This window comes from Streptomyces xanthochromogenes, from assembly GCF_014650455.1.
GTDB classification, from domain to species: Bacteria; Actinomycetota; Actinomycetes; order Streptomycetales; family Streptomycetaceae; genus Streptomyces; species Streptomyces xanthochromogenes.
In genome coordinates this window covers 208,094-222,099 of the sequence record NZ_BMUZ01000003.1, presented here as the reverse complement: position 1 = coordinate 222,099, position 14,006 = coordinate 208,094, and the positions used below count along the sequence as shown (strand labels likewise).

Here is a 14,006-nt window from a genome sequence, read left to right as displayed (position 1 = left end):
GCGGATTGAAGAGCCGGAGCTGGGGGTCGCGCAGGCGGGTCCGTCTGGGCGGAGGGGCGTAGCGTGAGACGTCCGGCGTAGTTGAAGGCCCCAGCGTCAACTCGGGATGTGAGCCGAAAGAGCCCACCCCGTCCCATAGCCACTGCAGTCGGGGGAGCGTCGCACGCACCGGCCGCCGGGACGCGTCGGCGTGCTGCTCGTCTCACTCCCAGCGGACCTCGTCGTCGCCCTGGGCCGCGACCTTGTGCAGGGCCTCCGCGATGACCATCGCGTCCTCATCCGACAGGTGCGCGGAGAAGTGCCGACGGATGCTGCGCATGTAGACGGGCGCGGTCGCGCGCAAAGCCTGCGCGCCCTGGTCCGTGATCGCCGCCCAGGACACCCGCTTGTCCTGGGCGTCGGCGGACTTGGTCACCAGACCGGCCCGCACCATCTCGTCGACCAGGCGGCTCACCCGCGTACGGCTCAGTACGACGCGGCTCGCCACCTCCTGCATGCGCAGGCCGCGCTCGCCTGCGCCCTTGAGCTCCAGGAGGACGTCGTACCACGTCAGGGGGACGCGGCCGTCGCGCTGGACGTCGCTTTCGATGGCGCGCACCGCACTGCTGTGCGCGAGGAGCAGCGCCCGCCAGGCCTCAAGTTGATAATCCCGCTCAGTCACGGCTCCAGTCTAATGCCTGTTGCATGTGTGCGCACGCACTTGTTAAGGTGTGTGCGTACGCACTCATTAGAGGTGCGGCGCCCTCGGTGTTCGCACCGATCACTTGGAGGTTGGCGACATGGCGGTTCAGAATCTCGGCCGTGACGAGGTCAAGCGCAAGATCGAGGCCGGCGGGGTCACGGTGGTCGAGGCCCTTCCCGAGTCGTACTACAAGGAGGCGCACCTGCCGGGCGCGCTCCTGCTGCCGCACGACGAGGTGGACGAGCGTGCCCCGGGCGTGCTGCCCGACAAGCAGGCGGAAGTGATCGTCTACTGCGCGAGCAGCACCTGCGCGAACTCGGGGATCGCGGCCAGGCGCCTCGACGAGCTGGGCTATGCACACGTCTACACGTACGAGGACGGCAAGGAAGACTGGCAGGCCGCGGGTCTGCCCACCGAGTCCGGCGTCTGAGCTTCGCGGCCCGACGCACGCCTCGCAGTCAAGGGATAGGGACGGGACAGGGACGATGACCAGTAACGCAGCAGCGCCGACGCGTATCGTGGATGGCGTTGAACTCCCCGCCGCCGGGGCCTGGAAGATAGACCCCGGGCACGCCGAAGTCGGCTTCATGGGGCGGCACTTCATGCTCACCAAGGTGCGAGGCCGGTTCACGGGCGTCGACGCCACGGTGTACATCGGTGAGCGGCCCGAAGACAGCAAGGTGACCGCGGAAATCGACATGGCCTCCGTGGACAGCGGCGACAAGACGCGGGACGACCACCTGCGCTCCGGCGACTTCTTCGACGTGGAGAGCCACCCGAAGGGTGTCTTCACCTCGACGGCAGTGAGTTGGAACGGCAAGGCCGGCAAGCTCACCGGAGACTTGACGATCAAGGGCGTGACGCGCTCCGTCACGCTCGACGTCGATTACCTCGGCTATGCGCGCGACCCGTGGAACAACGACCGCACGGTGTTCTCGGCCCGCGGCAAGATCAACCGCGAGGACTGGGGCCTGACGTGGAACATGGCCCTGGAGACCGGCGGCATCCTCGTCTCCAAGGAGATCGAGCTCTCGCTGGAGATCGAGGCGATCAGGGAGGTCTGAGCCGCTGAGTCGACCTCTGGCGGCCGGGCCTGAAGCGACCGGACCTCGGATGCGCTGATCGCGCCGGGGTCCGGTCGGCGTGCCCCCGGTGCGACCGGCGAACGGGGGTTCACCCCGCGAGTACCCGCCGTATCGTCTCGGTGAGAGCCCCCCTGGCCCTTCCGGGGCTGAACTCGCCCTCGCGCAGCGCGTGATGGAGATCGGCGTCCAGCATGCCGAGCAGGAGATGGGCCGTGCACTCGGCGTCGAGGCCGGGCTGCGCTTCGGCGAGCAGCAGGCTCAAGTGCTGCTGCCAGAAGCGGTAGGAGCCCACTTGGTACCGAACGCCGGGGGCCGTGGTCTCCGACAGGCGCACCAGCTCCAGGTTGGCGTCGAGCAGGTCGAAATAGCCGTCGAAGAACGCGGCGACGCGCTCCGACGCGCCGGCGCCGGGCCCCAGCGGAGGCGGTCCGAAGAGGATCTTCTCCTGCAACTCCCGGTCCTGCGCGTCGAGAAGGGCCACGGCGAGCCCGGCCTTGCTGCCGAATCTGCGGTAGAGCGTGCCCTTCCCGACCCCGGCGCGCGCGGCGATCGCGTCCAGGGAGACCGAGTCGACGCCTTCCTCGCTGAACAGCTCGGCGGCGACGGTCAGAATCCTGCTGCGGTTCCGCGCGGCGTCGGCCCGCTCGCGGGGTGGGCCATGCGATATGTCGGTCAGTCTGCTGACCTGCTGGTCGCGCAATGGGATGTGTCCGAGACGTCGGAGGCTGTTTCCCGAGGAGTGTACAGATACGAGTCAACGCCCATGCGGCTTGGTAACAGTGGGAGCAACTCCCTGATCCTGCTTGCCTGTTGAGGCTTCGGTGTGTCAGGGTGAAATGCGGACCACGGTCCGTTTACGGGGGATGTACGGAGGACACATGACTGGACTCAGGGGCCGTCCACGTTCCGTGCTGTATGCCGGAGTGGGCCGCCGTCGACCGCGCACAGCGCTCTCGGTCAGGCCAGGAAGAGGCTGACGCCGCCGTTACCGCGCGCACTCGGAAGTACCTCGCGATGCCCGTCCCGGAGCCCGGCCGACCTGTATGACCATGGCCGACCGGGGTTCGGGGGCATCTTCGGGGAGGACGCGGCGCCCGGACCATCGCGTACCAGCGCGGCAGGTCCGTGGTCGCACGACGGGCTCTGCCTGCCTTCGCCGACTTCCGCCCAGGAGCGCCGGCGTCCCCGCACGGGGCGCCGGTGAGGTTCTGCGCGCGCATTCCCCATGGCACCTCTGCATCTGATCTGCATCTGACCGGAGGAAGCATGAACCCGCACAGCACCGCGACCGGCTTGGACGGCTCCGAGCTGCTCGATCTGACCCAGCACGAGATCCAGGCACTGCGCACCAGGTTCAATCTCGCCGACGCCCACACCCACCAGCGGCAGTCGGCCGCCCAGCGCAAGATCGTCGCCCGCCTGCCCGAGCTCTGGTACGAGGCGGAGGAGGGGCTCCAGGCGACGTACGAACAGCGGTTCACCGAGGCGTTCTTCCGCCTGCACCGCCAGCCCACGGCGCTCGCGAAGAACAAGACCCTCCTCTCGTACGCCGCGTCGATCTCGACGATGGTCGCCGGGATGTACCTCAAGCAGCACCGCAAGTCCGTCACGCTCGTCGAGCCCTGCTTCGACAACCTCTACGACGTCCTGGCGAACATGGGCGTACCGCTGTATCCCATCGAGGAATCCGCGCTCCACGACCCGGACCGCATCTACGCCGAGCTCAAGCGGAACGTCCGCACCGACGCGCTGTTCCTCGTCGACCCGAACAACCCGACCGGCTTCACCCTGCTCCAGTACGGGCGCAAGGGCTTCGAAGAGGTCGTCAGGTTCTGCAAGGACCACAACAAGCTCCTCATCATCGACTTCTGCTTCGCGTCCTTCACGCTCTTCGACCCGGACCTCGCGCGCTTCGACATCTACGAACTCCTCGAGTCCTCCGGCGTCTCCTACCTCGCCATCGAGGACACCGGCAAGACCTGGCCCGTGCAGGACGCCAAGTGCGCCATGATCACCGCCAGCGACGACATCCGCGAGGACGTCTACAACCTGCACACGAGTGTCCTGCTCAACGTCTCGCCGTTCGTTCTGAACATGCTCACGCAGTACATCGAGGAAGCCGACCAGAACCACCTCGCCTCCGTGCGCGAGGTGCTCACCCTGAACCGCGAGTCCATCCGCAAGGCGCTCGACGGCACCATCTTGGAGTACCAGGAGCCGGTCGCGCCGGTGAGCGTCGCCTGGGCGAAGATCAACCATCCCGAGATGACGGCCAGCGAACTGCAGCAGATCCTCAGCAAGGAGGAGGTGTACATCCTGCCGGGGCGGTTCTTCTACTGGAGCCAGCCCGACAAGGGCGAGGCCTACGCCCGGTTCGCCCTCGCGCGCGAGCCCCGGCTGTTCGCCGAGGCGATGGTGCGGATGCGCGAGGTGGTCGAGCGCCATGGGCGATGACGGCTCCTTCGCCGCGGAGTACGCGGATGCCGCGCTGTTCCTCGGGATGAACAGTGCGGCCGAAGAAGTGCGCCGCGCCTGCAAAGCCTTCTTCGTCACCCGCTGCGCGGGGCGTCTGGTGATGAGCCTGGAGCAGGTCGGACGCTGCGACGACGTCATCTGGGGCTACAGCCGTGAACTCCAGGACGCCTACTACCCGTTCATGGACCACCTGCACACGGTCATGGACATCGAACGTGTGGGATACGACGAGGCCGACGTGCGGCGCGGCACGGACGCCGCCACGCCCCGCCATCTCCCCATGCACGAGCGGCTGTTGCTGGGCATGGTCCACAATCGCGAGGGTCTCCTGCACACGGTGAGCGAGCGACTCCTCGGGCACGTCGAGCTGCCGGTGCGTGCTCCCGACCCGGTCGTCGGGCCGGAGCCGTCGTTCCCGGAGCCCCTTGAGGCGCTCTATCGGGACTCCCTGGCCCTGCGCATCCCGGCCGGCGCCCTGTGAGCGGCCCGAGGCTCCTCGCCGGCGTGACCGCGCCCCTGGTGACGCCGGTCACCGACGAGGGCGGGGTGGACGGGGAGAGCGTGGCGCGCCTCGTCGTCTCGCTGGGGCCGGGCGTCGACGCCCTGCTTCCCGCCCTCAGTACGGGGGAGGGCGGAAAGCTGACGGACCCTCAGTGGTGCGCCGTGGTGGGGGCCGTCGTCGACGGTGCGAACGGCCTCCCGGTGCTCGCGGGCATCCTGCGGCCCACCACGGACGAGGTCGTCGCCCGTGCACGTGTCGCCGAAGACCTGGGCGCCGACGCGGTGGTGGCGGCGACTCCGTACGGCGCGGAGGTGTCCCAGGACGACATGTACGGGCACTACGAGCGCATCGCGGGGGCCACCGGACTGCCGGTGATCGTCTACCACGAGCACGCCGTCTCGCGGAACGTCATCGAGCTCGACACCCTGCTGCGCGTCTGCCGCATCCCAGGGGTGGCAGGCGTCAAGGATTCGGCGGGCGCGGCGAGTTTCACCCGGGAGCTGATCGCGGCCCGGCCCGGCGTGCCCGTGGCACAGGGCCTTGAGCGTCTGCTTTTGGACTCGGGTCCCGTCGACGGGTGCGTACTCGCCCTCGCCAACGTCGAACCCGCCCTCTGCGCAGCCCTGTTCGCCGATCCCGGCGAGCTGGGCGCCGCCGAACTCAAGGACGCGTGCGAAAAGTACGGTCTGGACCGTGACGACTGGTTCCGGGCGCTCAAAACCGAACTGAAGCAGCGCGGAGTGCTCCGGTCGGACAGGGAAGTGCTCCCCATGGCCGGCCCGGCGCTCCGACCGGAAAGGAGGACACCGTCATGATGCCCGCACCGCAGCCCACGGACAGCGCGCCCAAGCGCCTGTTCCTGCTCAACCGCTGCCGGCCGACCAGTGCGGCCGTCGCAGCGATCGAAGAACTGGAAGCGGACTGGATCCACCTGCTCGTAGCCCGGATCACCGCGGCCGCCCCGCACGTCGCCTCGCGCGCCGACTGGCGGCGGCGGCTCGATGGGCTGCTCGCCGAGGAGCGCGCGGGCAGCCTCGCGGGAACCTACCTCGCCGAAAAGGCAACCCATGCACAACTCGCCCACGTGGTGCGGGAGTTCGCCCTGGACGGGCTCACCGAGGCGCAGAACTTCTTCCCGGCGATCCCGCGCCTGCCCATCAAGGCGCAGATGGCGGTGATGCGCGTCCTCATCGACGAGTTCGGTTGCGGCAACCTCAAGCAGGCCCACTCCCAGCTGTATCTGGACCTCCTCTCCGAACTCGGGCTGCCTCAGGACCTGGAGAGTTTCCTCGACACCACCGGCGACGAGACGTACCACTTCCTGAACGTCTTCTACTGGCTCACCCAGCGCGCCGAGCACGTCGAGTACTTCCTCGGCGGCCTCGCCTACCTGGAGGCCAGCATCCCCCATGCCTTCACCGTCCAGGCCAGGGCCTGCGCACGTCTAGGCGTCACCAACGGGCGCTACTACACCGAGCACCTGCACATCGACACGTTCCACATGGAGGAGATGCAGCTGGCCATCAAGGAGTACGAGGCGGCGCGCGGGCTCGACCCCGACAAGGTGTGGGTCGGTGCGGTGCTCGTGTCCGAGCTCGTCGGCGGCGCGTTCGACGCGGCCGTCGAGCGCGCGAAGGAGGCGGCGTGAACGAGGCGGAGCTCCAAGAGCTGCCCGGAGACCGGCTCCGGGCCCGCGTCGCGGGCAAGGAGTTCGTGATCGACGCGGCCTGCACCCATCGCAAGGGCCGCCTCGTCCATGGCTTCGTCAACTCCCGTACGCTGCGCATCACGTGCCCGCTGCACCGCACCGGCTTCGACCTGGCGACCGGCTGCCCGGTCGCCGGGCCCGCGGCCGACGCGCTGACCGTGCACCGGGCCGGCGTACTCGGCCAGTTCTACGAGCGGGAGCAGGTCTGGCTTCCCGCTTCCGAGCAGCTCCTCGACTGGGACGACGGTTTCCACGACCTGATGCTCGGCGACCGCCTCCGCATGGACGCCTACCGGGCCGCGATCACCGAGGCCGTGCGCCCCGGCGACACCGTCCTCGACCTCGGGACCGGCACCGGCATCCTCGCCCAGTGGGCGCTGGAGGCCGGTGCCGCCCGCGTGTACGGCATCGACCTGAACGAGAAGGTCCTGGACACCGCGGCCCAGCGCCTGCGCGACGCCGGATTCGGGGACCGCTTCCGGCCGCTCGCCGGGCACTCCTTCGACCTCCGCCTGCCCGAGCCTGCGGACATCGTCATCTCGGAGATCCTGGGCAACCTCGCGGACAACGAGAACTGCGTCGCGATTCTCGACGACGCCCGCCGCCGCTTCCTGCGACCCGGCGGTGCGATGCTCCCGAGGACCGTGGAGAGCTACCTCGTCCCGGTGGCCGCCGAGAGCGCCCACGCGCAGCTGCGCGACGGGGCACCCCAGGACTCGGGAGGGCGGGCCGCGTTCGCGGCGATGTTGCTCGCACGCGGCGCGCGCGATGCCTTCGACCTCTACTACGACACGGTCATCCCGGCCTCGACGCGCCTGGCCGCGCCGCGCCTCCTTCGCCGGTACGGATTCCAGGACCCGGACGGCGTTCGCGAGCAAGACGTGCAGTACGCCTGCGAGTTGGTGTACACGGTCCAGCGCGACGGTCTCTTCACGGGATTCCAGGGATACTTCGTCGCCACGCTGTCCGACAACGTCGCCCTGGACATCTCCGGCGACGACATCGCGGACGACGGCGTCGAGGGCGGCGATGCGGAGGGCGGCGACGGCCGCACGCGCACGACGTCGGACAGCTGGAAGCACGCCTACGTGCCGGTCGGGGAGCCCGTGCCGGTGCGCCGCGGCGACCGGATCGCGGTCACCTTCAGCAGACGGCACCTGCGGGACACGGCCGCCGGAACCTTCGGGCAGGTCTACCGCTGGAAGGGCGAGGTGGTCTCCGGAGACCTCGCGATCGCCCGCTTCGATCACACCACCCGGCCCTGAGCCGACCTTTGACACCGACGGGGGACTACACCACATGAGCACGGAACTCACCCCAGCCGAGGAGACACGGGACGGGCGCCCGGTCCGCACCTACCATGTCGTTGCCCTCCAAGTGCCCATCGCCTACAACGAGTTCGGGGACCACGACCGCAACGGCGCGCTGTTCGTCCTGGAGCAGGACGCCGACGAACTGCGCGAAGTGCGGGCGAGCTGGCCCGCAGTCTTCCCCAGCTATCTGGAAGATCCCGACCTGGTTCCCAAGCCGCACCCCCTCGCCCGGCCGCTCGTCCTGCGGGTGCGCCGCGGCGAGCGCCTGCGGGTGCGCCTGAGCAACGAGCTGCAGCGCCCCGCGGGGATCACCATGCAGGGCGTGCGCTACGACGCCCGCGCCATGGACGGCCTCGCCGCGGGAGCCAACCCCGACAGCAGTGTGCCGCCCGGCAGGAGCCGTGTGTACGAGTGGGTCGCCGAGCACGAGGGCGTCTTCCACTTCGGCGACCTGGCCGACGCGCGCGGCGAAGGGACACAGAGCCACGGCATGATCGGTGCGCTCGTCGTCGAGCCGCCCGGCGCCACCTGGACCGACCCGGAGACCGGAGGCCGGCTCGACGCGGGCCTGTACGCGGACGTGCACCTGGAGCACCGCAGCTTCCGCGAGTACGTCGTCGTGATGATGGAGTACCCGAGCAACGACAACCCGGTGATGCCCCCGATGTCGAGCATGCCGATGCCGGGAATGCCTGGGATGCCGGGCCACGCCGGTGAAGGAGACGGCCAGGACCGGCACACGATGCCGATGGTCCGACGCTTCGCGGGACCCGGCTCGCCCGCCGTCGCGCCGGACGAGTCCGACACCCTGGACGACCTGACGCCCCCCAACAACGCGATGCTGCCCGTGAATCTGCGCATCGAGCCCATGGACTGGCGGATGTACCGCTACCAGAAGATGCTCGACGCGGGCGAACTCGACCCGGTGCGCGACAAGGTGTACGGCGAGGAAGTGCACCACAGCTCGTGGATGTTCGGCGACCCGTCGACGCCGGTCCTGCCCGGCTACTCGGGCGACCCGGCAGTCATCAGGCTGCTGCACGGCGGCATGCGCGACACCCACGTCTTCCACACGCACCTGCATCAGTGGCACGTCGACCCGGACGACCAGAACTCGCCGATCGTGGACTCCGTCAGCATCAGCCCGCAGGAGGGGCGAACGTTGAACCTGATCGGCGGACTCGGCTCCAAGCAGGGTGCCGTCGGCGACTCCATCTGGCACTGTCACATGTACGTCCACTTCATGATGGGCATGTGGGGAATGTTCCGGATCTTCGACACCCTCCAGGACGGCAGCGGGAGTTACCCCGACGGCCGCCGCATCCGCCCCCTCGCGCCGCTTCCGCACCGCGCGCCGCCGCCGCGGCCCACGCCCCAGCACCCGGGATTCCCGGGCTTCATGGCGGACGCGGCGCACTACCCGCAGAAGAACCCCCGTCCGCCGCGGACCCCGCTGCAGCCGCCGGGCATGGGCCGCGAGCCCACCGCCCTGGAGGCCGCCGCGTTCGTGGACGACCCGCAGCCGGGCGAGGCGTTCACCAAGGTCGGACCGGCCGGCGCGCCCGTACGCCGCTACCACGTCGTCGTGACGAACGGCACGCTCTACTACGCGGGCGACCCCAAGGACGAGCACGCCGTCACCTGGCACGACCACAACGGCATGTTCTACACGCTCGCCGAGGAGATCGAAGAGGCGGGCGGGCTGGCCGAGTTCAAGCGGCAGATCACCGCGGGGGAGCGCACCGTCGAGCCCCTGGTGATCCGCGCCAACAAGGGCGACATCGTGGAGATGACGCTCACCAACGCCCTGCCGGCCGGCCCTCACAAGGGTTCCGCGTTCGATCCCGAGCTGCCCTTCCAGCCCGAACTCGGTCTGCACACCCACCTGGTGAAGTACGACCCGCTGGTCGCCGACGGCTCCGCGATCGGCTGGAACTACCTGTCGGGGACCACCACGATCGACCAGGGCGACGAGGCGTTCGCCCAGTACAACTCCTGGACGTACCGCTGGCACGTCGACGAGGCGTTCGGCACGGTTCTCTTCCACGACCACCTGATGGCCAACTTCCGGCAGCGGCACGGCCTGTTCGGCGCGATGATCGCCGAACCGCAGGGCGCCACCTGGGTGTCGCCCACCGACCACAGCAAGCCCCTGCGGCGCGGCAGCCAGGCCGTCATCACCCATCCCGACGGGCACAAGCACCGTGAATTCGTCCTGGCCATAGGTGACTTCGTGCCCATGGTGCAGCACACGGGGGAGGGCGACCATCACGGCGGACCCATCAACCCGCCGCCCGCGCCCGGAGCTCCCGACGACCAGGGCGTCATGGGCGTCAACTACCGTTCCGTGCCGCTGCCCCTGCGTGGCGGCGACCCCGCCGACTGGTTCTCCAGCACCGTCCACGGCGACCCAGGCACCCCGCTCCTGCGTGCCTACCCGGGCGAGGACGTCCGGGTGCACCTGGTGCAGGGCTCCCAGGACCTGCAGCACAGCTTCACGCTGCACGGATCGCGCTGGCGCGAGTGGGCGCGGCGCCCCGACACCGCCTGGCGCAACCAGCAGACCCTCGGCATCTCGAACGTCGCCGAACTCGCTCTGGCCCATGGGCTCGGCCCGGGCGACCACCTCTGGTCCTTCGCCGCGAGCAACGACCTGTGGCTCGGCTGCTGGGGCCTCTTGAGGCTCCACGACGAGCGGTGCCAGGACCTGCCCGCGTTGCCCGGTGCCCACACGGCGACCGCACTGCCCGCCGCGCACGCCACCCGCCGGTACACCGTGCGTGCCCGCTCCCGCCTCATCGAGTACAGCGACCGGCGCACCGATCCGTACGGACTCGTTTACACCGTCGACGGTGACGACGGCGAGGACGGGCCCCTGGTCCTGCGCTGCCGGGCCGGCGAATGGGTCGAGGTGACCTTGATCAACGAGCTCGACGGGCCACCTCCGGCCAACCCCGACGACCCGAAAGTGATGGCCGAGGACGACCCAGGCGCCCGGGTCGTGTCCGGCCGTGTCTCGCTGCACCCCACGCTGCTCGCCTACGACGTGCGCACCGACGACGGCACGCACGTCGGCCGCAACGAGGACAGCACCGTGAAGCCGGGCGGCGCCCGCACCTACCGCTGGTATGCGGGCGAGCCGGGTGTGGTGCTCCTCCGTTCGTACGCCGATGTGCTCTCACACATGCGCCGGGGTCTGGTCGGCGCTCTCGTCGTCGAGGAGCGCGAGGCGACGCCGTACGATCCCGGGACGGGCCGCGAGCGCTGGACCGGCGCGCGCAGCGTGGTGCGCCGCCCGGACGCCGAGACGGTACGGGAACTGGTCCTGGTCAGCCAGGACGGCCTGCGCCTCTACCACGACGGCGATCTGACCCAACCGGTCACGGACCTGTTCTCGGACAGTCCTGACGACGCGGGCCAGAAGGCCTTCAACTACCGCACGGCGGCGCTGCATCCGCTCGACCCGGTCCTCGCCGACCCCGAGCCGCCGACCCCGCGCCTGGACTGCCGCCCCGGCGACCGGATCGCCCTGCACCTGGCGATCGGTGCGTCCAGGATGCGGAACCAGTGCATCACCGTGCACGGCCAGCTGTGGGACGCCTCCGAGACGGGGCTCGGCCACTACGTCTCGACGGTCGGAGCCCTCGCCTGCGGCAGCACGCGGACGCTCCGCTTCCGGGCCCAGCACCCCGGCGACTACCTCTACCGCACCGGCAACCTGCACTGGGGAGTCAGCGAGGGCTGGTGGGGCCTGATCCGCGTACAGGAGACGCCATGACGCAGGACGCGACAGGAGGCACGGTGACCCAGGATTCCGCCCACACGCCCCCGGACCCGAGACTGCCCGAAACCCCCGACACCATCGCCGTTTTCACCGACCTGAACTGCTCGTTCGCGCACGTCGCCGTGTACCGGCTGCACCAGACGCGGCGCGCGCTCGGCCTGGAGGACCGCATCCGGTTCGACTTCCGGGCGTTTCCGCTGGAGTTGTTCAACCGAGAGGTGAACGCGCGCCCCGGCGTCGACTCGGAGATCTCCGTGCTCGGTGCGGTGGAGCCGGCTGCGGGCTGGCGGCTGTGGCAGGGGCCCGACTGGACGTACCCGGTCACGACCCTGGCCGCCCTCGAAGCCGTACAGGCGGCGAAGGCGCAGAGCTGGCACGCCAGCGAACAGCTCGACCTGGCCCTGCGCCGCGCCTTCTGGGCGCAGGGCCGCTGCATCTCCCTGCGCCACGTCATCCTCGACATCGCCGAGGAAACGGGCGCGGTGGACGTCGACGCGCTCGCCGGTGCGCTGGACAGCGGGTCGGCGCGGGCGGCGATCATGGCGCAGTACGAGGCGGCCCGCGAGGGCCGAGTCACCTGTAGCCCGCACGTGTTCCTGCACGACGGCACGAACAGTGCCAATCCCGGAATCGAGGCGCACTGGGAGAACGGCGGCTTCGGCACGGGCTATCCCGTCATCGACAAGGACGGTCCGGAGATCTACGCGGATCTCCTGAACCACGCGGCGAGCCTGGCCGCCGAGGGGCGGTAGCGGTCGGAGGAGGCCGACTGATCTTTTGTCGTCTTGGCGCCGCTCACCTGGGGTGTTGGGGTGCGTAAGCGCGCGCGTCGACGGAACTTGAATCTACCCTCAACTTGTAACTAAAGTTGAGGGTGGATTCAAGTTGTCCGCCGAACCCGTCCCGCCGTCCGTCGGCGGGAGGTCGCGCGCGCCCCCATACCCCATTCGGAGTTGCATCATGGCGACACTGCTGCACATCGACTCGTCCGCGTTCCCGGGCGAGGCGTCCACATCCCGGGCCGTCACCGAGGCCTTCCGCCGTGCGTGGCTGGAGGAGCACCCGGGTGGCCAGGTGATCTACCGGGACCTTGCCGTCGAGCCGGTCCCGCACATCACCGCGGACGCCCATGGCGCCGGGTTGCTCGACCCGGCGGAGCACACCGAGGAGCAGGCTCGGGCCTTCGCCGAGCGCCTGGTCCTGATAGCGGAACTGGAGGCGGCCGACGCGGTGGTGATCGGCGCGCCGATGTACAACTTCACGGTTCCCTCCACCCTCAAGGCGTGGCTGGACCAGGTGATCCTGATGGGCCGCACCGCCGGCTCGCCGGAGTCGAGGGTGAAGGGCACGCCGGTGACGGTGGTGACCAGCCGCGGCGGCTCCTACGCCCCCGGCACGCCCCGGGCGCCGCACGAACACGTGCTGAACTACCTGGAGTCGGTCCTGTCGGTGATCTTCGAGATGGAGGCGACCTTCATCGTCGCGGACCTGACACTGGCCGCTCAGATCCCGGCCCTGCAGCACCTTGCCCCGCTCGGCGAGCAGTCGCGGGCCGACGCGTTCGAGGCAGCCGAGAAGGCGGCTCGCGCCGCGTAGTGCGCGACGACGGTGTCGGCCCCGCCTCGGCAGGACCGACACCGTCGTCGTTCCCGGCCGCGCGTGCCCAGGTCCTCGTTCCCGGCCGGGCTCAGTCGGGCAGGGGGCGACTGCCGGTACGGGCGCGCAGGCCCTCGAAGAGCAGGGCGAGGACACGGCGGCGCCCCGCGTCGTCGCCGGCCCGCACGAGGTCACCGTTGACCTGGAAGAAGCGGGCGATGTCGTCCATCTGGGCATCCTCGCGCAGTGCCCCCTCGGCGCGGGCGCCGGCGGCCAGCTCGGTGGCGAAGACGAGGGACCGGTCGCAGACCGCCTTGAGGGCCGGCGCATTGGGGTGGCGGCGGGAGAACGCGTCGTTGAACGCCGGGTCGTCGGCCTGCGACTGACAGATGGCCTCGATGTAGGCCAGCAACCTGTCCCACGCGCTACCCGTAGTGCCGTCCGCGACGGCCATCGCCGCGCGCACCTGCCGGTCGGCGAGTTCGTTGACGACCTGGTCCATCAGCGCGTCGCGGTTGCCGAAGCGGTTGTAGATCGTGCCGACGCTCACCCCTGCCAACTTCGCGATCGTCTCCAGCGGCGTGTCGAGCCCGTGCTCGGAGAAGGCGTCCGCCGCGGCCTTGCGCAGCTTCTCGACATTGCGGCGGGCATCGGCGCGCAGCGCCGGCTGCTGGGGTGCCTCGGGCACCGTTCTCACCTCTCCCTGACTTGACGAATCCCTCGTGCTCTGGGCGCGTAGGGGCTGTGAATTTGAGACTACCTTCACCTTGCGATCCACCGTCCCACGGCCCAGGCCGCACTGCCTCCACCGGGACGAGCACCCCCTCGTCCAGGGCTACGGCGACCTCGACGACGCGGATC

The 14,006-nt window shown here is 69.8% G+C and carries 13 protein-coding genes; 10 read left to right on the top strand and 3 right to left on the bottom strand.

Translation table 11 applies throughout. From position 1 onward, the window contains the following. Positions 1-202: 202 nt before the first annotated feature. Positions 203-661, bottom strand: coding sequence for a MarR family winged helix-turn-helix transcriptional regulator (locus IE267_RS08295; protein WP_161249381.1), 459 nt, complete (start codon positions 659-661; stop codon positions 203-205). Positions 662-779: 118 nt separating this feature from the next. Between IE267_RS08295 and IE267_RS08290 the strand changes: the two genes are divergently transcribed. Together IE267_RS08290 and IE267_RS08285 are read left to right on the top strand one after the other, a co-directional pair. Next, the gene (locus IE267_RS08290; protein ID WP_161249383.1) at positions 780-1,112 is read left to right on the top strand and encodes a rhodanese-like domain-containing protein; all 333 of its coding nucleotides are present in this window, start codon (positions 780-782) and stop codon (positions 1,110-1,112) included. 55 nt (positions 1,113-1,167) lie between these two features. Continuing rightward, entirely contained in the window at positions 1,168-1,746 is a 579-nt protein-coding gene (locus tag IE267_RS08285; protein ID WP_161252486.1) for a YceI family protein, read from the top strand. Between the two features lie 109 nt (positions 1,747-1,855). Here IE267_RS08285 and IE267_RS08280 read toward each other — a convergent pair whose 3' ends face one another. After that, positions 1,856-2,467, bottom strand: a complete 612-nt coding sequence (locus tag IE267_RS08280) for a TetR/AcrR family transcriptional regulator (RefSeq protein WP_229860853.1) — start codon at positions 2,465-2,467, stop codon at positions 1,856-1,858. 566 nt (positions 2,468-3,033) lie between these two features. On the opposite strand from IE267_RS08280, the gene IE267_RS08275 reads away from it, so the two are divergent. From IE267_RS08275 to IE267_RS08235, 8 genes are all read left to right on the top strand, one after another. Then, positions 3,034-4,221: an aminotransferase class I/II-fold pyridoxal phosphate-dependent enzyme gene (locus IE267_RS08275; protein WP_189762649.1), complete on the top strand. Its 1,188-nt coding sequence runs from the start codon at positions 3,034-3,036 to the stop codon at positions 4,219-4,221. Further along, positions 4,211-4,723 (top strand): DUF6190 family protein, encoded by a 513-nt coding sequence (locus tag IE267_RS08270; protein ID WP_189762648.1) that lies wholly within the window; start codon positions 4,211-4,213, stop codon positions 4,721-4,723. The genes IE267_RS08275 and IE267_RS08270 overlap by 11 nt, the downstream gene beginning before the upstream one ends. A gap of 23 nt (positions 4,724-4,746) precedes the next feature. Continuing rightward, positions 4,747-5,559: a dihydrodipicolinate synthase family protein gene (locus IE267_RS08265; protein ID WP_229860851.1), complete on the top strand. Its 813-nt coding sequence runs from the start codon at positions 4,747-4,749 to the stop codon at positions 5,557-5,559. Next, positions 5,556-6,392, top strand: a complete 837-nt coding sequence (locus IE267_RS08260) for an iron-containing redox enzyme family protein (RefSeq protein ID WP_189762646.1) — start codon at positions 5,556-5,558, stop codon at positions 6,390-6,392. The genes IE267_RS08265 and IE267_RS08260 overlap by 4 nt, the downstream gene beginning before the upstream one ends. After that, positions 6,389-7,717, top strand: coding sequence for a methyltransferase domain-containing protein (locus IE267_RS08250; RefSeq protein ID WP_229860849.1), 1,329 nt, complete (start codon positions 6,389-6,391; stop codon positions 7,715-7,717). Before IE267_RS08260 ends, IE267_RS08250 begins: the two co-directional genes overlap by 4 nt. A 34-nt stretch (positions 7,718-7,751) precedes the next feature. Beyond that, positions 7,752-11,543, top strand: a complete 3,792-nt coding sequence (locus IE267_RS08245) for a multicopper oxidase domain-containing protein (protein WP_189762645.1) — start codon at positions 7,752-7,754, stop codon at positions 11,541-11,543. Then, positions 11,540-12,301, top strand: a complete 762-nt coding sequence (locus IE267_RS08240; protein ID WP_167161221.1) for a DsbA family oxidoreductase — start codon at positions 11,540-11,542, stop codon at positions 12,299-12,301. Before IE267_RS08245 ends, IE267_RS08240 begins: the two co-directional genes overlap by 4 nt. 208 nt (positions 12,302-12,509) lie before the next feature. After that, a complete protein-coding gene (locus IE267_RS08235; RefSeq protein ID WP_189762644.1) occupies positions 12,510-13,145 on the top strand; it encodes an FMN-dependent NADH-azoreductase in 636 nt (211 codons plus the stop codon). A gap of 91 nt (positions 13,146-13,236) precedes the next feature. Here the strand turns inward: IE267_RS08235 and IE267_RS08230 are convergent, their stop codons facing one another. Beyond that, a complete protein-coding gene (locus tag IE267_RS08230) occupies positions 13,237-13,833 on the bottom strand; it encodes a TetR/AcrR family transcriptional regulator (RefSeq protein ID WP_189762643.1) in 597 nt (198 codons plus the stop codon). Between the last annotated feature and the right edge of the window lie 173 nt (positions 13,834-14,006).

What these genes read in the sequence shown, in the direction of transcription:
- IE267_RS08290 (WP_161249383.1), top strand. Translation starts at nt 780, where the DNA reads ATGGCGGTTCAGAATCTCGGCCGTGACGAGGTCAAGCGCAAGATCGAG.
- IE267_RS08285 (WP_161252486.1), top strand. Translation starts at nt 1,168, where the DNA reads ATGACCAGTAACGCAGCAGCGCCGACGCGTATCGTGGATGGCGTTGAA.
- IE267_RS08275 (WP_189762649.1), top strand. Translation starts at nt 3,034, where the DNA reads ATGAACCCGCACAGCACCGCGACCGGCTTGGACGGCTCCGAGCTGCTC.
- IE267_RS08270 (WP_189762648.1), top strand. Translation starts at nt 4,211, where the DNA reads ATGGGCGATGACGGCTCCTTCGCCGCGGAGTACGCGGATGCCGCGCTG.
- IE267_RS08260 (WP_189762646.1), top strand. Translation starts at nt 5,556, where the DNA reads ATGATGCCCGCACCGCAGCCCACGGACAGCGCGCCCAAGCGCCTGTTC.
- IE267_RS08245 (WP_189762645.1), top strand. Translation starts at nt 7,752, where the DNA reads ATGAGCACGGAACTCACCCCAGCCGAGGAGACACGGGACGGGCGCCCG.
- IE267_RS08240 (WP_167161221.1), top strand. Translation starts at nt 11,540, where the DNA reads ATGACGCAGGACGCGACAGGAGGCACGGTGACCCAGGATTCCGCCCAC.
- IE267_RS08235 (WP_189762644.1), top strand. Translation starts at nt 12,510, where the DNA reads ATGGCGACACTGCTGCACATCGACTCGTCCGCGTTCCCGGGCGAGGCG.